Raw genomic sequence first — 17,822 nt, 5'->3', positions numbered from 1 at the left:
AGACGAAAGGCCGTGCGTCTCCGTCCGCTACAGCGGGGGACGCACGGTCGCTTCGTGGGGGCGCCGGTCAGCCGACGGCTGAGAGCTCCCGCCGGTCGGCCCCGGGCTCGACGCCCGCCTTCCGCGCCCGGAGCGAGCCGCCGAGCAGTACGGCGCCCAGGCCCAGCACCGCCCACCAGGCCAGGGTCAGGGCGGGTCCGGTCGCCGCCGCGCCGTCGAAGAAGGACACCGAGCGCAGCAGCGTCGTGCCCGCGCCGGGCGGCAGCCACTGGCCGATCGCGCCGGCCGGCTCCGGCAGCATCTGCGGGGCCGACGTGGCGCCGGAGAAGGGGTTGCCCAGCAGCATCACCATGGCGGCGCCGATGCCGATGCCGGCGGTGCCGAGAAGGGCGGCGAGCCCGGCGACGGCACCGCCGACGGCCAGCGTGGACAGGCCGAGCACCGACGCCTCCGTCCACCAGTCACCGCTGAGCGCCCCGAGCCAGCTGTGCGCGATCCCGGCCGCGATCACGCCCACCAGGGCGGACGCTCCGAGCAGCGCGATCACGGCCCGGAAGCCGCGCAGTCTCAGGAGGGTGACCAGCGCGCCCGCCGCGATGCCGGCCAAGGAGAGCGGCAATGCGGCGGCGTTCAGCACTGCACCGCGCGGATCACCGGCCGGGCTGGGTACGACATCGACGGTCTTGACCTGTGCGCCCCCGGCGGCGGCCTGCTGCCCCACGGCCTGCTGGAGGAACTGCGCGACGACTGGTCCGGCCGCGGACGCGGTGAGCAGTTCGGGCCCCTGCCGCGTGACCACGACCGCGCCGTACACGCTCCGGTCCTCGATGGCGTCCCGGGCGGCGGCCTCGTCGGCGTAGCGGTGGATCTCGAAGGCGCTCTCGTGCCGCTCCAGCTGCTGCTCGACCTGGGCCGCCGCGGCCGGCGGTCCGGCCACGCCGAGCGGCAGGTCACGGGGCGCGATACGGGAGGCCGGCCAGGCGAAGGCCCACAGGGCGAGGGCGGCCAGGACGGGCACGAGGGCGACGACCGCGATCACATGGCGGTTGCGGGAAGGCATGAGGGTCTCCTGGGGTGAGCCGACCGGAGCGCTAAAAAGAAGGATCGTTCGTTTTGATGCGCTGTCACCGTGCTCCGCTCGCGGCTCCTTGTCAAGAATGAATATTCGTTTTATGTTGTGGACCATGGCCCGCGTGTCCCAGGAACATCTCGACGCCCGCCGCCGTCAGATCCTCGACGGCGCCGCGCTCTGCTTCGCCCGCAACGGCTTCCACGCCACGTCGATGCAGGACGTGCTGAAGGAGGTCGACCTCTCGGCGGGGGCGGTGTACCGCTACTTCAGCGGCAAGGAGGAGCTGATCGGCGCGATCGTCGCGGAGACGCTCGGCTCCGTCCGCGAGGCATTCGAGGAGGCGGCACGCCAGAGTCCGCCACCGCCGCCGGACGAACTCGTCGCTTCGGTCCTCGGCAGGACGCTCGCCGCCCGTGAGTCCCTGGTCGTGGACGGCCGGCCCGCTTTTCCGCGGCTCGTCATCCAGGTGTGGACGGAGACACTGCGCAACGAGGAACTGGCGGTCCTCCTGCGGGAGGGCTACGGCTCGGTCCGCGCGGCCTGGGGAGGATCGTCGAGGGCTATCAGGAGGCCGGCATGATGCGGGCGGATGTGGCGCCGGACCATGTGGCCCGCACGATGATCGCCTCCGCGCTCGGGTTCATCGCGCAGCAGTCCCTCTTCGGACCCGCCCCGGTCGAGGTCCTCCGGGACGGTCTGCGGGCCCTGACGGGCATGCGCGGCGGGGACACCGGTGGATCACAGCTCGGTTAACGTGCCCGAAACGCGGTCCAATTAGCCTGCCGATCCACGCCACCTGGCACTTTGCCCCGTGGCAGCGGCAGCTGGGCCCCGCACGGCCCGGAGCGAGGACTGTGAGGTGGGACGTGCAACTGACCCCGCACGAGCAAGAACGACTGCTGATCCACGTGGCGGCCGACGTGGCCGAGAAGCGCCGGGCCCGCGGGCTGAAGCTGAACCACCCCGAGGCGATCGCGCTCATCACCTCGCACATCCTCGAAGGCGCGCGGGACGGCCGGACCGTCGCCGAGCTCATGTCCTCCGGACGCAAGCTCCTGACCAGGGACGACGTCATGGAGGGCATCCCGGAGATGATCCACGACGTCCAGGTCGAGGCCACCTTCCCGGACGGCACCAAGCTCGTCACCGTCCATGACCCGATCGTCTGACGGGGAGCCGCCGTGATTCCCGGAGAGATCCTCTTCGCCGAGGACCCGATTGCGTACAACGAGGGCCGCGAGGTCACCCGGCTCACCGTCCTCAACGCCGCCGACCGGCCCGTGCAGGTCGGCTCCCACTACCACTTCGCCGAGGCCAACCCCGGTCTGGAGTTCGACCGCGCCGCCGCGCGCGGCAAGCGGCTGAACGTCGCCGCCGGCACAGCCGTGCGCTTCGAGCCCGGGATCCCCGTCGACATCGAACTCGTTCCGCTGGCCGGCGCCCGGGTCGTGCCCGGCCTGCGCGGGGAGACCGGAGGTGCCCTCGATGCCTGAGATCTCACGTGCCGCCTACGCCGACCTGTTCGGTCCGACGACCGGCGACCGCATCCGGCTCGCCGACACCGACCTGCTGGTCGAGATCGAGGAGGATCGTTCCGGCGGCCCCGGGCTCGCCGGTGACGAGGCCGTGTTCGGCGGCGGCAAGGTCATCCGTGAGTCCATGGGCCAGGCACGGGCCACGCGGGCGGAAGGAACCCCCGACACGGTCATCACCGGCGCGGTGATCATCGACCACTGGGGGATCGTCAAGGCCGACGTCGGCATCCGCGACGGCCGGATCACCGGCATCGGCAAGGCCGGCAACCCCGACACCATGGACGGCGTCCACCCGGAGCTGGTCATCGGCCCCGAGACCGAGATCATCGCCGGCAACGGGCGGATCCTCACGGCGGGCGCGATCGACGCGCATGTGCACTTCATCTGCCCGCAGATCGCCGATGAGGCGCTGTCCTCCGGCATCACGACCCTCGTCGGCGGCGGTACGGGACCGGCCGAGGGCTCCAAGGCCACCACCGTGACGCCCGGTCCCTGGCACCTGGCGCGGATGCTGGAGGCGATGGAGGCCTACCCGCTCAACATCGGGTTCCTCGGCAAGGGCAACACCGTCTCCCACGAGGCGATGCTGTCGCAGATCCGGGGCGGCGCGCTCGGCCTGAAGCTGCACGAGGACTGGGGCTCCACCCCGGCCGTCATCGACGCCTCGCTGACCGTCGCCGAGCGGACGGGCATCCAGGTCGCCATCCACACGGACACGCTCAACGAGGCCGGGTTCGTCGGCGACACCCTGGCCGCGATCGCCGGGCGGGGCATCCACGCGTACCACACCGAGGGCGCGGGCGGCGGGCACGCGCCGGACATCATGACCGTGGTCTCCGAGTCGTACGTGCTGCCCAGCTCCACGAACCCGACCCGGCCGTTCACCGTCAACACCGCCGAGGAACACCTCGACATGCTGATGGTGTGCCACCACCTCAACCCGGCGGTGCCGGAGGACCTGGCCTTCGCCGAGTCCCGGATCCGCCCCTCCACGATCGGGGCGGAGGACGTGCTGCACGACCTGGGCGCGATCTCGATCATCTCCTCCGACTCCCAGGCCATGGGGCGCGTGGGCGAGGTCGTCATGCGGACCTGGCAGACCGCGCACGTGATGAAGCGCCGGCGGGGCGCGCTGCCCGGCGACGGACGGGCCGACAACCGCCGGGTACGCCGCTATGTCGCCAAGTACACGATCAACCCCGCCCTCGCCCAGGGCCTGGCCCGGGAGATCGGGTCGGTGGAGAGCGGCAAGCTGGCCGACCTGGTGCTCTGGGAGCCGGCGTTCTTCGGCGTCAAGCCGCAGCTCGTCATCAAGGGCGGGCAGATCGCCTACGCCCAGATGGGAGACGCGAACGCCTCCATCCCCACGCCGCAGCCGGTCCTGCCGCGACCGATGTACGGGGCGATCGGACGGGCACCGGCCTCCAACTCCGTCAACTTCGTCGCGCCCCTGGCGATCGAGGCCGGGCTGCCGGAGCGGCTGGGGCTCGGGAAGCGGTTCGTGGCGATCGAGTCGACGCGCGGGGTCACCAAGGCCGACATGCGCGAGAACGACGCGCGGCCCGAGGTGCGGGTCGACCCCGACAGCTTCGCCGTGCACATCGACGGAGAGCTGGTCGAGGCGGCCCCGGCGGCCGAACTGCCCATGGCTCAGCGGTACTTCCTGTTCTGAGGGTGGTCTGATGTCGCGTGCAGCGCTTCTCGTCCTGGCCGACGGGCGGTTTCCCGCCGGGGGGCATGCGCACTCCGGCGGCGCCGAGGCGGCGGTCAAGGCCGGGCGGATCAGTGGGGCGGCGAGCCTGGGCGAGTTCTGCCGGGGGCGGTTGCACACGGCGGGGCTGGTGGCGGCGGGGCTGTCCGCGGCCGCGGCGCTCGGGATCGATCCCGTCGCGCTGGACCGTGCCGCGGACGCGCGTACACCGTCGCCCGCGCTGCGGGTCGCCGCGCGGAAGCTGGGGCGGCAGTTGCTGCGGGCGGCGCGGGCGACCTGGCCGTCCGCCGAGCTCGACGCGCTCGGCAGAGCGTTCCCCAAGGGGGCGCACCAGCCGGTGGTGCTGGGGCTGGCGGCCCGGGCGGCGGGGCTCGGGCCGGTCGACGCCGCGTACTGCGCGGCGTACGAGAGTGTGAGCGGGCCCGCGTCGGCGACGGTGCGGCTGCTCAGTCTGGATCCGTTCGACGCGACGAGGGTGTTGGCCCGGCTCGCGCCGGAGGTGGACCGCGTCGTGGACCGGGCGGTGGAGGCGGCCCGGAAGACGGTCGACGAGGGCGTCGACGCGTTGCCCGCCGGGTCGGCGCCTCTGCTGGAGATCGGCGCGGAGGTGCATGCGGGGTGGCCGGTACGGCTGTTCGCCTCGTAGCTGCCCTGAGAAACGCCGCGAAGACCAACCCGCTCAGGGGCGCGGGGAACTGCGCGACCAGCCCCCGCTCACCCGCACCCCGACGCCGGCGCCCGCCATCCCGCATCGCCCGCAAACCCGGGCCCGCCCCACCAGGAGTCAGACATGCACCTCGACCACCACCACAACGCCCCCACCGCCCTCAGCGCAGACGCCCACCGCCCCGACGGCACCCGCAGAGCGCTCCGCATCGGGCTCGGCGGCCCCGTCGGGTCCGGGAAGACCGCCACGGTCGCCGCGCTCTGCCGGGCGTTGCGCGACGAGTTGGCGCTCGCCGTCGTCACCAACGACATCTACACGCGGGAGGACGCCGAGTTCCTGCTCCGTGAGGCGGTGCTGCCGCCCGAGCGGATCACCGCCGTGGAGACGGGGGCCTGCCCGCACACCGCGATCCGGGACGACATCTCCGCGAACCTGGAAGCGGTGGAGGACCTGGAGGACGCGGTCGGGCCGCTGGATCTGGTGCTCGTGGAGTCCGGCGGGGACAACCTCACCGCGACCTTCTCCCGGGGGCTCGTCGACGCGCAGATCTTCGTCATCGACGTGGCCGGGGGCGACGACATCCCGCGCAAGGGCGGGCCGGGCGTGACCACCGCCGACCTGCTCGTCGTCAACAAGACCGACCTCGCCCCGCACGTCGGCTCCGACCTCGCCCGGATGGCCGCCGACGCCAAGGCGCAGCGTGCCGAACTGCCCGTCGTCTTCCAGTCGTTGCGCAGCGAGACCGGCGTGGCGGACGTCGCCGCGTGGGTGCGTGCGCAGCTCGCCGCGTGGACGGCCTGACCGTGCGTGCCGGTGCCGGGGTGCGGTCCGTCGCGCGGATCGTCGCCCGTGACGACGGGCGGGGCGGGACCTCGCTGCCCGTGCTGGAGAGCGACGGGCCCCTGGCGCTGCGGCGCACCCGGGCCGTCGGCGCCGAGGCGCGGGTCATGCTGGTCGGTGCGATGAGCGGGCCGCTCGGCGGTGACCACTTCACCGTGGAGGGCCGGGTGGAGGAGGGGGCGCGGCTGTCCGTCGGGTCGGCCGCCGCCACCATCGCGCTGCCCGGGCAGGCGAAGGGCGGTGCCCGCTACGACGTCCGGCTCAGTGTCGCCGACCACGGTGAACTGCAGTGGCTTCCCGAGCAGTTGATCTCCGCCCACGGCAGTGACCTGCGGGTCACCACCCGCGTCGAGCTGGCCGCCACCGCCCGGCTCGTGCTGCGCGAGGAGCAGGTGCTCGGACGCGTCGGTGAGGAACCCGGGCGGCTCGCCAGCCGTCTGACCGTGCGGGTCGCCGGGCGGGCCGTGCTCGACCAGGAACTGGCCTGCGGACCCGGCGCGCCGGGTGGCTGGGACGGGCCCGCCGTGCTGGCGGGGCATCGGGCCGTCGGTCAACTGGTCGTTGTGCGGCCGGAGTTCGCCGCCGAGCCGGTGACGGCCAGGGCGCTGGGGGAGGGGGGCTCGATCGTGCCGCTCGCGGGGCCCGCCGCGCTGGTGACGGCGGTGGCGCCGGACGCCCTGCGGCTGCGGCGGCTGCTCGACGAGGCCCTCGCGTCGCTGCCGAAGACGTAGACGTCCGTAGAGCAGCACGCGTTCTCCGTTTATCGGATTGGCAAAGAAGGGCGTCCGGCTCTGTTGTCAGGGACCTCACAACCGGGAGGATCCCCCGTACTGATCGCAACGAGGTACGGGGAGGTCCCCCTTGAGGGGTTCGAGACCGAAGAGGCGGGTGGCGGCGCTCGGTTCGGCCGGCGCGCTCGTCACGGCCACGCTGATAGCCGGCGCCGTCGCGGCGCCCACGGCGAACGCCGACGCGGGCAGCGGCCACGGCCAGGACCGGGAGGCCCGGGGCGCCGCCATCGCCGCCGCCCGGGCCGCGAAGGCCGGCATCGACTGGCAGGACTGCCCCGCCGACTGGAACCTGGCCAAGCCGATCCAGTGCGGGTACGTCACCGTGCCGCTCGACTACGCCAAACCCCACGGCAAGCAGATCAAGCTCGCCGTCGACCGCATCGGCAACACGGGCACCAAGGCCGAGCGGCAGGGCGCGCTCGTCTACAACCCGGGCGGCCCCGGCGGCTCCGGGCTGCGCTTCCCGGCCCGGGTCACCAGCAAGAACGCCGTCTGGGCCAACGCGGCCAAGGCCTATGACTTCGTGGGCTTCGACCCGCGCGGTGTCGGCAAGTCCGCGCCCATCTCCTGCGTCGACCCGCAGGAGTTCGTCAAGGCGCCCAAGGCCGACCCGGTGCCCGACTCCGAGGCCGACAAGCTCGCCCAGCGCAAGCTGGCCCGCGAGTACGCCGAGGGCTGCCAGGAGCGCAGCGGTGCGATGCTGGCGCACATGACCACGCCGAACACCGCGCGCGACCTCGACGTCATCCGCGCCGCCCTCGGCGAGAAGAAGCTCAACTTCCTCGGCGTCTCCTACGGCACCTACCTGGGAGCCGTCTACGGCACCCTCTTCCCGGGGCACGTGCGCCGCATGGTCGTCGACAGTGTCGTCAACCCGTCCCGGGACAAGATCTGGTACCAGGCCAACCTGGACCAAGACGTGGCGTTCGAGGGCCGCTGGAAGGACTGGCAGGACTGGGTCGCCGAGAACGACGCGACCTACCACCTGGGCACCACCCGTGCCGCCGTCCAGGCGAAGTGGCTCCAGCTGCGCGCCACCGCGAAGAAGAACCCGATCGGCGGGGTCGTCGGCCCGGCCGAGCTCATCTCCTTCTTCCAGAGCGCCCCGTACTACGACTCCTCCTGGGCGCCGGTCGCGTCGGTCTTCAGCAAGTACGTCGCCGGCGACACCCAGGCGCTCGTCGACGCCGCCGCCCCCGACCTGTCCGACACGGCGGGCAACGCGGCCTCGGAGAACGGCAACGCCGTCTACACGGCCGTGGAGTGCACCGACGCCAAGTGGCCCACCAGCTGGCGCACGTGGGACCGCGACAACACGCGGCTCCACAAGGACCACCCCTTCATGACGTGGGCCAACGCCTGGATGAACCTGCCGTGCGCCACCTGGCCCGCCAAGCAGCAGACCCCGGTGAACGTCAAGACCGGCAAGGGCCTGCCCGGCGTGCTCATCGTCCAGTCCGAGCGGGACGCGGCCACCCCGTACGAGGGCGCCGTGGAGCTGCACAAGCGGTTCAAGGGCTCCCGTCTGATCACGGAGAAGGACGCGGGCTCCCACGGCGTCACCGGCCTGGTCAACCCGTGCATCAACCCCCGGGTGGACAGCTACCTGCTCACCGGCAAGCTGGACGGCGCCGACGTGACGTGCGCGCCGCACGCCACGCCGAAGCCGTAGCAGTCGTCCATGCCGTGAGGGAGGGGGACGGTCGCCCCTCCCTCACGGCCCCGCGAACCAGGCGTCCTCCGCCGCGTAGTCGAAGAGATCCGGGTAGACGCGGGCGAGGGTGGGGAACGCCTCCCGCCAGTCCTGCCCGGACAGCCGGCGGGTGAGCCACTCGACCGTCTCCGGCAGGCTGTCCGGGTAGGTCACGACCGGCCGGTAGTCCAGCTCCCGTTCTGCTGCGGACATGTCGCACACCACCGGCAGCTCCACCGACCAGGGCGAGCTGCCCACCGACGCCCGCGCCGGCCCGTCCAGCAGGACGGTCTCCGTCTCCACCCCCATGACCGCGTCCACAGCCGCCCCGATCTCCGACACGGTCGACGGCCGCGGATCACAGGCGTTGAGCACCCGCGAGCCCGGCCGGGCCGCCGCCAGCCGGATCAGTTCGGCGATGTTGCGCGCGGCCGAGGTGTGGAAGAGGCTCTCACCCCGGAAGGCGAGCACCCGCCTGCGCCGGCCGTCCAGGTTCCGCTTGACGAAGTACAGCTCGCGGGGGAGCGGGCTGTACGGTCCGTGGATCGCGCCCGGGCGCAGCACGGTCGTGGGCAACCGGTCCGCCGCCGAGAGGAGTTCACGCTCCAGAGCCACCTTGCCGGTGCTGTACGTGGCGTCCCCCGGCGCAACCGTCACCTGGTCCTCCGCGATCGGCACGGGGTACCGCGGGAGCCCGTCCGGCTCGCCCATGGTGTCGAAGCCGCGGCCCTCGCCGTCCTCGTACACCGACACGGTCGACACCACCACGGCGGCGCCGATCCGGTCGGCCAGGCCCGTCAACTGCCGTGCGTGCCGGGCCCCGTAGGCGACCATGTCGACCACGAGGTCGCAGCCATCGCCGATCAGCGCACCGAGCGCCGCGTCGTCCTCGCGGTCCAGCCGCCGCGTCCGCACCTCGCCGGGCCAGTTCCCGTCCCGGCCGCCGCCGCGCGACGCGGCCGTCACCTCCCAGCCGTCCCGCGCCAGCGCCTGCACCGCCGGCCTCCCGATCTGCCCGCCCGCCCCGATCACCACAGCACGTCTCATGCCGCGACCGTAGATCGCCGCAGGCCGGCCGGGTAACCGGCTTCTGCCGACAGCAGAGCTCAACCGAGGGGCATGCGCCGGAACTTCCGCTCCTTCGTGGCGGCCTCCTCGGCCTTCACCGCGGCCGCGTACCGGTCGACGTACTCCTGCCCGGACAGGGAGAGGATCGCGTACATGATCTCGTCGGTGATGGCGCGCAGGATGGCCTTCTCGCTCTCCATGCCCTCGTAGCGGGAGAAGTCGAGGGGCTCGCCGAAGCGGATCACGACGGGGTGGAGGTTGGGGATGACCTTGCCGGGCGGCTGCGCTTCGAAGGTGCCGATCATCGCGCAGGGAATCACCGGGACGCCGGCCTTCAGCGCCATCACCGCCACCCCGACCTTGCCCTTGTAGAGCCGGCCGTCGTGCGAGCGGGTGCCCTCGGGGTAGATGCCGAGCAGCTCGTCCTTGCTCAGCACGCCGAGGCCCTCGCGGATCGCGGCCTGGCCCGCGTCCTTGCCGGAGCGGTCGACCGGGATCTGCCCCGCGCTGCGGAAGAAGAAGGCCGTCAGGCGGCCCTTGATGCCGGGGCCCGTGAAGTACTCGGCCTTCGCGAGGAAGGTGATGCGCCGTTTGAGGATCGCGGGCATCAGGAAGTGGTCCGAGAACGACAGGTGGTTGCCCGCGACGATGGCGGCGCCCTCCGCGGGAACGTGCTCCAGGCCTTCTATCCGAGGCCGGAAAACCAGTCTCAGCAGCGGGCCCAGCAGCACGTATTTCAGCAGGTAGTAGAACAAAGCGGGCGCTCCTCGACTCTCGCGGTGGACTCAACCGCCGCGTTCCAGCAGGTCAACCGGCATGTCGTGGGGTGCCAGTGTAGGTGCAGGCACGGCCACCGGGCACCTCGTGCGGGTGGACCGCACAGATCCTTCGCCAATTGACTGACGGTCAGTCAGGCGGGTGCATCCGGTGGTGCCCATGCGGCTGGGGAGGACCACGGGACCAGCGTGCTGCGCAGCCCGGGCGAGGGGCAAGCCGAACGGGTGGCCTGGCGCGATAGTGGGGGTGCGTGGCGGGCCGCCGGCTCTTGCGGGCGGACGGCTGCTGTGGGCCGGTGGCCTTCGCCGCTCCGCCGAGTAACCTGCCAGGCATGCGGATCTCTGTTTCCTCGGACATGGACGAACCCGTCGCCCGCTCCCTCGTGGCCGCCCTGCGCGAGCGGGGGCACGAGGTGCGCCCGCACGGCGCACTGCGCCCGGGTGACGACCCGCAGTGGGCGGTGTGCTCCGAGGCCGCGGCCCGCGAGGTCGCCGACGGTACGGCCGACCAGGCGGTGGTGTGCTGCTGGACCGGCACGGGCGCCTCGATCGCCGCGAACAAGGTGCCCGGCGTACGGGCCGCCCTGTGCACGGACGCCTACACGGCCGACGGGGCCCGCCGCTGGAACGACGCCAACGTGCTCGCGCTCAGCCTGCGGCTGACGTCGGAGCCGCTGCTGACGGAGATCCTCGACGCGTGGTTCGCCGGTCGGCCCAGCGCGGACGCCGAGGACCGGCAGAACGTCGACCGCGTCCGGCTGCTCGACCACGGCAAGACCCGCATGTAGGTCACAGACGCACGATTCACAGGCGCACGATGATCAGCGCGGTGTCGTCGGTGGCGCCACCGGGGGGCAGCAACTCCGACAGAACGGTGTCGGCGAGGGTCTCGGGGTCTTGGTCCCGATGGGAGCGCAGGGCGTCGGCGAGCCGGTCCAGACCGGTGTCGATGTCCTCGCGGCGCCGTTCGATCAGCCCGTCGGTGTAGAGCACGAGCGTGGCGCCCGGCAGGAACGTGGTCTCGGCCTGCGGCCTCGGGATCGGGTCCGGGCGTGCGTCGAGCGGCGTGTCCGTCGCCTGGTCGAGAAACTCCGTGCGGCCGTCGGCGTGGACGAGCAGGGGCGGGGGATGGCCGGCGCTGCTGTACGTGATGACATGGCGGTCACAGTCGATGAAGGTCGTCACGGCGGTCGCCGACTCGGCCCCGTCGATCACGTGGGCGTAGCGCCCCAGCACGTCCAGGGCCTGCGCCGGTCCCGCGGCGACCCGGGAGGCCGCGCTGAGCGCACTGCGCAGCTGGCCCATCACCCCGGCGGCCTCCAGCCCGTGCCCGACCACGTCGCCCACGGCCACGCCGATCCGGTCGCCGCCCACCAGATCGACCAGGTCGTACCAGTCCCCGCACACGTTGAGCGCGCCCACGGCGGGCCGGTACCGGACGGCGGCGCGGTGGTGGCCGACCTGCCGGGGCGCGGGCAGCATCGCCTCCTGCAACGCCAGCGCCACCTCCCGCTCCCGGGAGTGCGCCCGGCGCAGCCGCTCGTTGAGCTCCTGCAGCTCACGGGCGCGCGTATACAGCTCGGCCTCCAGCACCCTGCCCCGGCTGCCCCGGCTTCCCGCAGGGCCGCCCCGGGCCCGGATCAGCTCCGTGACCTCCTCCACGCGGTGCAGGATCAGCACGACCTTGCCGTCCGAGCCGAGCAGCGGCGCGTTCACCGGGCTCCAGTAGCGCTTCTGCCACTCGCCGGGCCGCTCCGGATCCTCGACGTCGTAGCGCTGCAGGGCCATGGTGTCGCGCTCCCCGGTGGCCAGGACGCGGTACAGCGACGCCTCCAGGTTGCGCATGCCCGTCGCCGCCGTGTCGTTCGGGTTGTCCGGGAAGACGTCGAACAGATACTTGCCGATCAGCTGCTCGCGCGAGCGGCCGGAGACGCGGACGAACTCCTCGTTGACGTCCGCGTACACGAGCTCGGGTGTCAGGAGCGCCACCATGCCGGGCAGGGCCTTGAACACCGCACCGTAGTCGATCGCCGTCTCCGCCATGGCCGCCGCCTCACCGCTGCCGGGATCACACCAGTTTCCCACGGTATGCGCCAACCTGAACCGGCCTATTCCGGGAGGTCCGCCAGAGACTGCTCGGCCCAGATGATCTTCCCCTCGGGGACGAACCGCGTGCCCCACCGCTGCGTGAGCTGGGAGACCAGCAGCAGTCCACGCCCACCCTCGTCCGTCGTACGGGGATGGCGCAGATGGGGCGCGGTGGCGCCGCCGTCGAGGACCTCGCAGACCAGGGCGCGCTCCCGGATCAGCCGGAGCCGGATGGTCCCGGTGGCGTACCGGATGGCGTTGGTGACCAGCTCGCTCACCACCAGTTCCGTGGTGAAGGCCAGCTCCTCCAGGCCCCAGTGCGCCAGCTGCCGGGTGGCCCTGCGGCGGGCGTCGGCGACCACGGCCGGGTCCGAGGGCAGGTCCCAGGCCGCGACCTGCCCGGTGCCGAGACGTTTCGTCCGGGCCATCAGCAGGGCTACGTCGTCGTACGGGCGGGCCGGGACCAGCGCGTCGACCACGGACCTGCAGTACGACTCGAGGGGACCCGCCCGCTCCAGCGCCCGGCGCAACCGCTCCCGGCCCGCGTCGACGGCCCAGGTCTCGCCCCGGGCCAGCAGCCCGTCGGTGTGCAGCGCGAGCGTGCTGCCCTCCGCCAGGGTCAGCTCGGCCGCCTCGAAGGGCGGGCCGCCCACGCCGAGCGGCGGCCCCTGCGGCAGATCGACGAACATGACCGAGCCGTCGGGGAGCACCACGGCCGGGGCGGGATGCCCCGCCGCGGCCATCGAACACCCGCCGTCGACCGGGTCGTAGACGACGTACAGGCACCCGGAGCCCCACTGCGTCCCCGCCGAGCCCACAGTGCCGGGCTCCGCACCCTCCTCCCGCGCCGACCGCGCCACCAGGTCGTCGAGATGCGCCAGCACCTCCTCGGGCGGCAGCTCCAGCGCCGCGAGGGTCCGTACGGCGGTCCGCAGCTGCCCCATGGCCGCGGCGGCGTCGATGCCGTGCCCGGGCACCTCGCCCACGACCAGCGCGACGCGCGCCCCGGACAGCGGGATGAGGTCGTACCAGTCGCCGCCGAGCCCGGTCAGCTCGTCGGCCGGCCGGTAGCACGCGGCCACCTCGACCGCGTCCTGCTCGGGCAGCCGGTGGGGGAGCAGACTGCGCTGCAGGACGAGCGCGGCGTCCCGCTCACGGGTGTAGCGGCGGGCGTTGTCCACGCAGACGGCCGCGCGGGCGACGAGATCCTCGGCCAGCCGCAGGTCCTCCTCGTCGAAGGACTCCCGGTGGTGGCGCCGGTAGAAGGTCGTGATCCCCAGGGTGGTGCCGCGCGAGCGGATCGGCACGGTCATCACGCTGTGCAGGTCCAGCTCCCGGAACGTGGCCAGGTGGCCGCTCGGGGTGTCCGTGGTCCAGTCCCGGGTCAGCGGATCGAGCCGCTCCTCGCGCCAGGACCGTCCCGTGGCCAGACAGCGGAAGGGCGGCGTCCCGGCCCGGAAGGCCACCACCTCGCCGATCTCGATGACGGCCTCCGCGAGGTCGTCCTGCGCGGACCGGTAGCCGGCGCGGCGCAGCTCCACCGGCTCCTCCGCGTCCGCGAGCGGCCCGGGAGCCGGCTCGGCACCCCGCAGCACCGACTCCAGCAGGTCCACGGTGACGAAGTCGGCCAGCCCCGGCACGGCCACGTCCGCCAGCTCCTGAGCGGTGCGCGTGAGGTCCAGGCTGCGGCCGATGCTCTCGCCGGCCCGGTCGAGCAGCGCCAGCCGCTGCCGCGCGCGGTGCCGCTCGGTCATGTCGACGACCGTGTAGTACACGCCGATCGGATGGCCCCGGTCGTCCTCGAGCCGGGTGAACGACAGCATGTGCGCCGTCTCGCGCAACGGGGCCGAGCGCACATGGCCCACATGCTCGTAGCCGATGACCGCCTCGCCGGTCTCCAGCACGTGCCGCATCTGGGCCTCGACCGCCTGGGCGTCCATGCCGGGCTGGACGTCCGCGAAGCGCAGACCGAGCCGTCGCGCCGCCGGGCCGCCGCCGAACTGCTCCAGGGCGGCGTTCGACCACACGAAGCGCAGGTCCGTGTCCACGATCGCGATACCGACAGGGGCGCCCGCCGCCATCTGTTCCAGGACCGTGCGGCTCATGTCCCAGCCGGGGGCGTCGGCCAGTTCCGACAGGAGCATCAGCCAGCGCGAGCCGCCGTGCGCCTCCTCGGCCGAGGCGATCCGGGCCGCGACCCTCACGAGTTGCCCGTCCCTGCGGCGGGCCGTCAGCAGCCCCGTCCAGCCGCCCTCCCTGCGGCACCGCTCGACCAGGTCCGGCGCACGCTGCGCGTCCTCGGCGGCCAGCAGGTCGGCCAGCTTCCTGCCGACCGCCTCGGCAGCCGGGTACGCCAGCAGCCGCCGGGCACCGCTGGTCCAGCCCGTCACCACGCCCCGTGGATCGAGCAACAGGGGCGCCGCGTCGGCCACATCGAACCGCTGCCGGGCAACGCCGTACACCTCGTCTGCGCCCACGGCCGACCTCTCTGTCGCTGAGAGTGGTCTACCACCTCTTTCCCCAATCTTCACCCTTCCGGCGACGCGGGGCGGCTTGTGCAGGGCCGGCCGGGGCGGCGGGAGGCGGGTGAGACGACGGTGCCGCGTGGGACCGGGGCCGCTCCGCTTGCGGGCCCCCGGCCCTGTCAGCGGGCAGAGGGGAACGACTCGCGACGGCCAGGCCCGAGCCCCCCGCCTACGCGGATTCCGCCCTGCTCGGCTCCCTCTGCGCCTGGCCCTCTGAGGCTCGGTGTTGCCGGAGAGGTGCCGCTGTGGAACGCGGTGGCGGCCTGGCTGGGGTGCGCCGCCTGGGCGGTCGCCTCGGCCTGGGCCGGCGGCCGGCGCTTCCGGGGGGGGTGCCGGCTCGGTGGGCGTCGGCGGTGTGGTGGTGGTCCGCCGCAGCGGCGGCGGGGTGGCGTCGGCGGCCGTGTGGCGCCGAGGTCGGCGAGCCGGGGGGTGGTGGCGGTCTGGGTCGGTGTGTCGCCTGGGTGGTCGTCTTGGCCCCGGGCCGGCCTCCGGCGCTCCCGGGTGGTGCCGGCCGGTGGGCGCCGGCGGTGGGGTGGTGGTCCGCCGCAGCGCGGCGGGGGGCGTCGGCGGCCGGTCGGTGGCGCCGAGGTCGGCGAGCCGGGGGCGTGGTGGCGGTCTGGTTGGTGTGTCGCCTGGGTGGTCGTCTTGGCCCCGGGTCGGCCTCCGGCGCTCCCGGGTGGTGCCGGCTCGGTGGGCGCCTGGCGGTCGGGTGGTCGTCCGCCGCAGCGGCGGCAGGGTGGCCGGGTCGGCGGCTCGGCGGGTCGCGCCGAGGTCGGCGAACCGGGCGAACCGCACGGTCCGCTTGCCCGGCATCGCCGACGTCCTGCTGGAGTGCCTTCAACAAGGCGCGCGGGACAGCCCCGTGCCTGCGGCCTGGTGGGGAGCGGCCGATCCGTGTCGAGGACGCCGCTCCCCACCCCGGTGGTGACCCCCGGGCCCCTACCCCAGCGCCTTCTCCAGCGCCGCGAGCGCGCCCGTCAGCTCCTCGCCGGTGATGGTGAGCGGTGGGGCCAGGCGGATCGTGGAGCCGTGGGTGTCCTTCGCCAGGACTCCCTCCCGCATCAGCCGCTCGCTGATCTCGCGGCCGGTGCCGAGCGCGGGGTCGATGTCGACGCCCGCCCACAGGCCGCGCGACCGGAAGCCGACGACGCCCTTGCCGACCAGCCCCGTCAGACCATCACGCAGGATCACGCCCAGCTCGGCCGCCCGGCGCTGGAACTCGCCCGTCTCCAGCAGCTCCACGACCGCCGTACCGACCGCCGCCGCCAGCGGATTGCCGCCGAAGGTGGAGCCGTGCTCCCCGGGATGCAGCACCCCGAGCACCTCCCGGCGCCCGACCACCGCCGACACCGGCACGATGCCGCCGCCCAGCGCCTTGCCCAGCAGCAGCACGTCCGGCACCACCGGCTCGTGCTCGACCGCCAGCGTGCGCCCCGTCCGGCCGAGCCCGGACTGGATCTCGTCCGCGATGAACAGACACCCCTTGCGGCGGGTGAGCTCACGCACACCGGCCAGATAGCCGTCGTCGGGGATGATCACCCCCGCCTCACCCTGGATCGGCTCGATCAGCACCGCCGCCGTCGTCTCGTCGACCGCCGCCTCCATCGCGGCCAGGTCGTTGTACGGCACCACCCGGAAACCCGGCGTGAAGGGCCCGAAGCCCGCCCGGGCCGTCTCGTCCGTGGAGAAGCTGACGATCGTCGTCGTACGCCCGTGGAAGTTGTCCGCCGCGACCACGATCGTCGCCCGGTCGGCCGGGACGCCCTTGACGTCGTAGGCCCACTTGCGGGCCACCTTCACCCCGCTCTCCACCGCCTCCGCGCCGGTGTTCATGGGCAGCACCATGTCCATACCGGTCAGCGCCGCCAGCCGCTCCGCGAACTCGGCGAGCCGGTCGTTGTGGAAGGCACGCGAGGTGAGGGTCAGCCGGTCGAGCTGACGGTGGGCCGCCTCGATCAGCGCCGGGTGCCGGTGGCCGAAGTTGAGCGCCGAGTAGCCGGCCAGCATGTCGAGGTAGCGCCGCCCCTCCACGTCCTCCACCCAGGCGCCCTCGGCACGCGCGACGACCACCGGCAGCGGGTGGTAGTTGTGCGCGAGGACCGGCTCCTCCGCGCGGATCAGCTCCTGCGAGCCACGGCTCTCCCGCGAGCCACGGGCCCCCTGCGCGTCCTCGGTGCGGACGGGTGCGGTCATGAGCGGATCTCCCGGATCTCCTGGGTGCAGCACTTGATGCCGCCACCGGCCTTGTGGAACTCGGACAGGTCGACGGGGACGGGGACGTAGCCACGGCCGGCGAGCTGCCCGGCCAGGTCCGTCGCCCCGGGTGAGATGAACACATGGCGCCCGTCGGAGACGGAGTTGAGCCCGAACGCCGTCGCGTCCTCGCGGGTGGCGAGCACCGCGTCCGGGTACATCCGGGCCAGCACCTCGCGGCTGCCCGGCGAGAACGCCTCGGGGTAGTAGGCGATGTTCTCCTCGTCGAGGACGAACAGCGCCGTGTCCAGGTGGTAGAAGTACGGATCCACCAGCGTCAGGCTGATCACCGGCGTCCCGAAGTACTCCTGTACCTCGCTGTGGGCCTCCCGGGTCGTACGGAAGCCCGTCCCGGCCAGGATCCAGCGGCCGGTCGGCACCAGGTCGCCCTCGCCCTCGCACACCGACTCGGGGTGGTACACGTCGTAGCCCTCCGTCTTGAACCACGCCTCGTAGGGCACGGACTCGGGACGGCGCTCGGGCGCGTGGAAGAGCGAGCCGAAGACGCGGCCGTCGACGACGACCGCCGCGTTCGCGGCGAAAACCATGTCGGGCAGGCCGGGAACGGGTTTCACACTGTCCACGGTATGGCCGTGGGCACGGTAGGCGTCGACCAGCGCCTGCCACTGGTCCAGGGCGCGGATGACGTCGACGGGTTCGCCGGGACGCATCCACGGGTTGATCGCGTACTGCACGGCGAAGTGTCTGGGTTCGCAGACGAGGTAGCGCCGCCGGCGCGGCACACGGGAGTCGGGCACAGAGGGGTCCCTCCGCTTCCTCACGGTGTGTGACTGTGGGTTGAC

The 17,822-nt window shown here is 73.1% G+C and carries 15 protein-coding genes and 1 pseudogene; 9 read left to right on the top strand and 7 right to left on the bottom strand.

The annotated features are described in order from the left end of the window. Window positions 1-67 precede the first annotated feature (67 nt). Window positions 68-1,060, bottom strand: a complete 993-nt coding sequence (locus tag CEB94_RS06455; RefSeq protein WP_175431242.1) for an ABC transporter permease — start codon at window positions 1,058-1,060, stop codon at window positions 68-70. Between the two features lie 124 nt (window positions 1,061-1,184). On the opposite strand from CEB94_RS06455, the pseudogene CEB94_RS06450 reads away from it, so the two are divergent. The 8 genes and pseudogenes from CEB94_RS06450 (at window position 1,185) to CEB94_RS06415 (ending at window position 8,288) form a co-directional block, all read left to right on the top strand. After that, a pseudogene (locus CEB94_RS06450) lies at window positions 1,185-1,825 on the top strand (TetR/AcrR family transcriptional regulator). 113 nt (window positions 1,826-1,938) lie between these two features. Next, window positions 1,939-2,241: an urease subunit gamma gene (locus CEB94_RS06445; RefSeq protein WP_020270782.1), complete on the top strand. Its 303-nt coding sequence runs from the start codon at window positions 1,939-1,941 to the stop codon at window positions 2,239-2,241. Between the two features lie 12 nt (window positions 2,242-2,253). Then, complete coding sequence (locus tag CEB94_RS06440) at window positions 2,254-2,565, top strand: urease subunit beta (RefSeq protein ID WP_175431241.1); 312 nt, start codon at window positions 2,254-2,256, stop codon at window positions 2,563-2,565. After that, window positions 2,558-4,279, top strand: a complete 1,722-nt coding sequence (locus CEB94_RS06435; protein ID WP_175431240.1) for an urease subunit alpha — start codon at window positions 2,558-2,560, stop codon at window positions 4,277-4,279. The genes CEB94_RS06440 and CEB94_RS06435 overlap by 8 nt, the downstream gene beginning before the upstream one ends. A gap of 10 nt (window positions 4,280-4,289) precedes the next feature. Next, on the top strand, window positions 4,290-4,964 hold the full coding sequence (locus tag CEB94_RS06430; protein ID WP_175431239.1) for an urease accessory protein UreF: 675 nt from the start codon (window positions 4,290-4,292) through the stop codon (window positions 4,962-4,964). Between the two features lie 144 nt (window positions 4,965-5,108). Continuing rightward, entirely contained in the window at window positions 5,109-5,786 is a 678-nt protein-coding gene (gene ureG / locus CEB94_RS06425) for an urease accessory protein UreG (protein WP_175431238.1), read from the top strand. Next, on the top strand, window positions 5,774-6,556 hold the full coding sequence (locus tag CEB94_RS06420; protein WP_175431237.1) for an urease accessory protein UreD: 783 nt from the start codon (window positions 5,774-5,776) through the stop codon (window positions 6,554-6,556). The genes ureG and CEB94_RS06420 overlap by 13 nt, the downstream gene beginning before the upstream one ends. Window positions 6,557-6,686: 130 nt before the next feature. Continuing rightward, window positions 6,687-8,288, top strand: coding sequence for an alpha/beta hydrolase (locus CEB94_RS06415; RefSeq protein ID WP_175431236.1), 1,602 nt, complete (start codon window positions 6,687-6,689; stop codon window positions 8,286-8,288). A 42-nt stretch (window positions 8,289-8,330) separates the two neighbouring features. On the opposite strand, the gene CEB94_RS06410 is transcribed toward CEB94_RS06415, so the two are convergent. Together CEB94_RS06410 and CEB94_RS06405 are read right to left on the bottom strand one after the other, a co-directional pair. Continuing rightward, window positions 8,331-9,356: an NAD-dependent epimerase/dehydratase family protein gene (locus CEB94_RS06410; protein ID WP_175431235.1), complete on the bottom strand. Its 1,026-nt coding sequence runs from the start codon at window positions 9,354-9,356 to the stop codon at window positions 8,331-8,333. Between the two features lie 59 nt (window positions 9,357-9,415). Next, window positions 9,416-10,132: a lysophospholipid acyltransferase family protein gene (locus CEB94_RS06405; protein ID WP_175431234.1), complete on the bottom strand. Its 717-nt coding sequence runs from the start codon at window positions 10,130-10,132 to the stop codon at window positions 9,416-9,418. Between the two features lie 353 nt (window positions 10,133-10,485). Here CEB94_RS06405 and CEB94_RS06400 point away from each other — a divergent pair, with 353 nt between their 5' ends. Beyond that, the gene (locus CEB94_RS06400) at window positions 10,486-10,941 is read left to right on the top strand and encodes an RpiB/LacA/LacB family sugar-phosphate isomerase (RefSeq protein ID WP_175431233.1); all 456 of its coding nucleotides are present in this window, start codon (window positions 10,486-10,488) and stop codon (window positions 10,939-10,941) included. A gap of 16 nt (window positions 10,942-10,957) precedes the next feature. Here the strand turns inward: CEB94_RS06400 and CEB94_RS06395 are convergent, their stop codons facing one another. From CEB94_RS06395 to ddaH, 4 genes are all read right to left on the bottom strand, one after another. Beyond that, window positions 10,958-12,196: a PP2C family protein-serine/threonine phosphatase gene (locus tag CEB94_RS06395; RefSeq protein WP_175431232.1), complete on the bottom strand. Its 1,239-nt coding sequence runs from the start codon at window positions 12,194-12,196 to the stop codon at window positions 10,958-10,960. Window positions 12,197-12,261: 65 nt separating this feature from the next. Further along, complete coding sequence (locus CEB94_RS06390; RefSeq protein WP_175431231.1) at window positions 12,262-14,718, bottom strand: SpoIIE family protein phosphatase; 2,457 nt, start codon at window positions 14,716-14,718, stop codon at window positions 12,262-12,264. 987 nt (window positions 14,719-15,705) lie between these two features. After that, window positions 15,706-16,959 (bottom strand): ornithine--oxo-acid transaminase, encoded by a 1,254-nt coding sequence (gene rocD / locus CEB94_RS06385; RefSeq protein WP_246111745.1) that lies wholly within the window; start codon window positions 16,957-16,959, stop codon window positions 15,706-15,708. Continuing rightward, on the bottom strand, window positions 16,956-17,777 hold the full coding sequence (gene ddaH, locus CEB94_RS06380) for a dimethylargininase (RefSeq protein ID WP_175431230.1): 822 nt from the start codon (window positions 17,775-17,777) through the stop codon (window positions 16,956-16,958). The genes rocD and ddaH overlap by 4 nt, the downstream gene beginning before the upstream one ends. Between the last annotated feature and the right edge of the window lie 45 nt (window positions 17,778-17,822).

Source organism: Streptomyces hawaiiensis (assembly GCF_004803895.1).
Classification (GTDB): domain Bacteria; phylum Actinomycetota; class Actinomycetes; order Streptomycetales; family Streptomycetaceae; genus Streptomyces; species Streptomyces hawaiiensis.
This window is presented reverse-complemented; position numbering and strand designations above follow the sequence as displayed.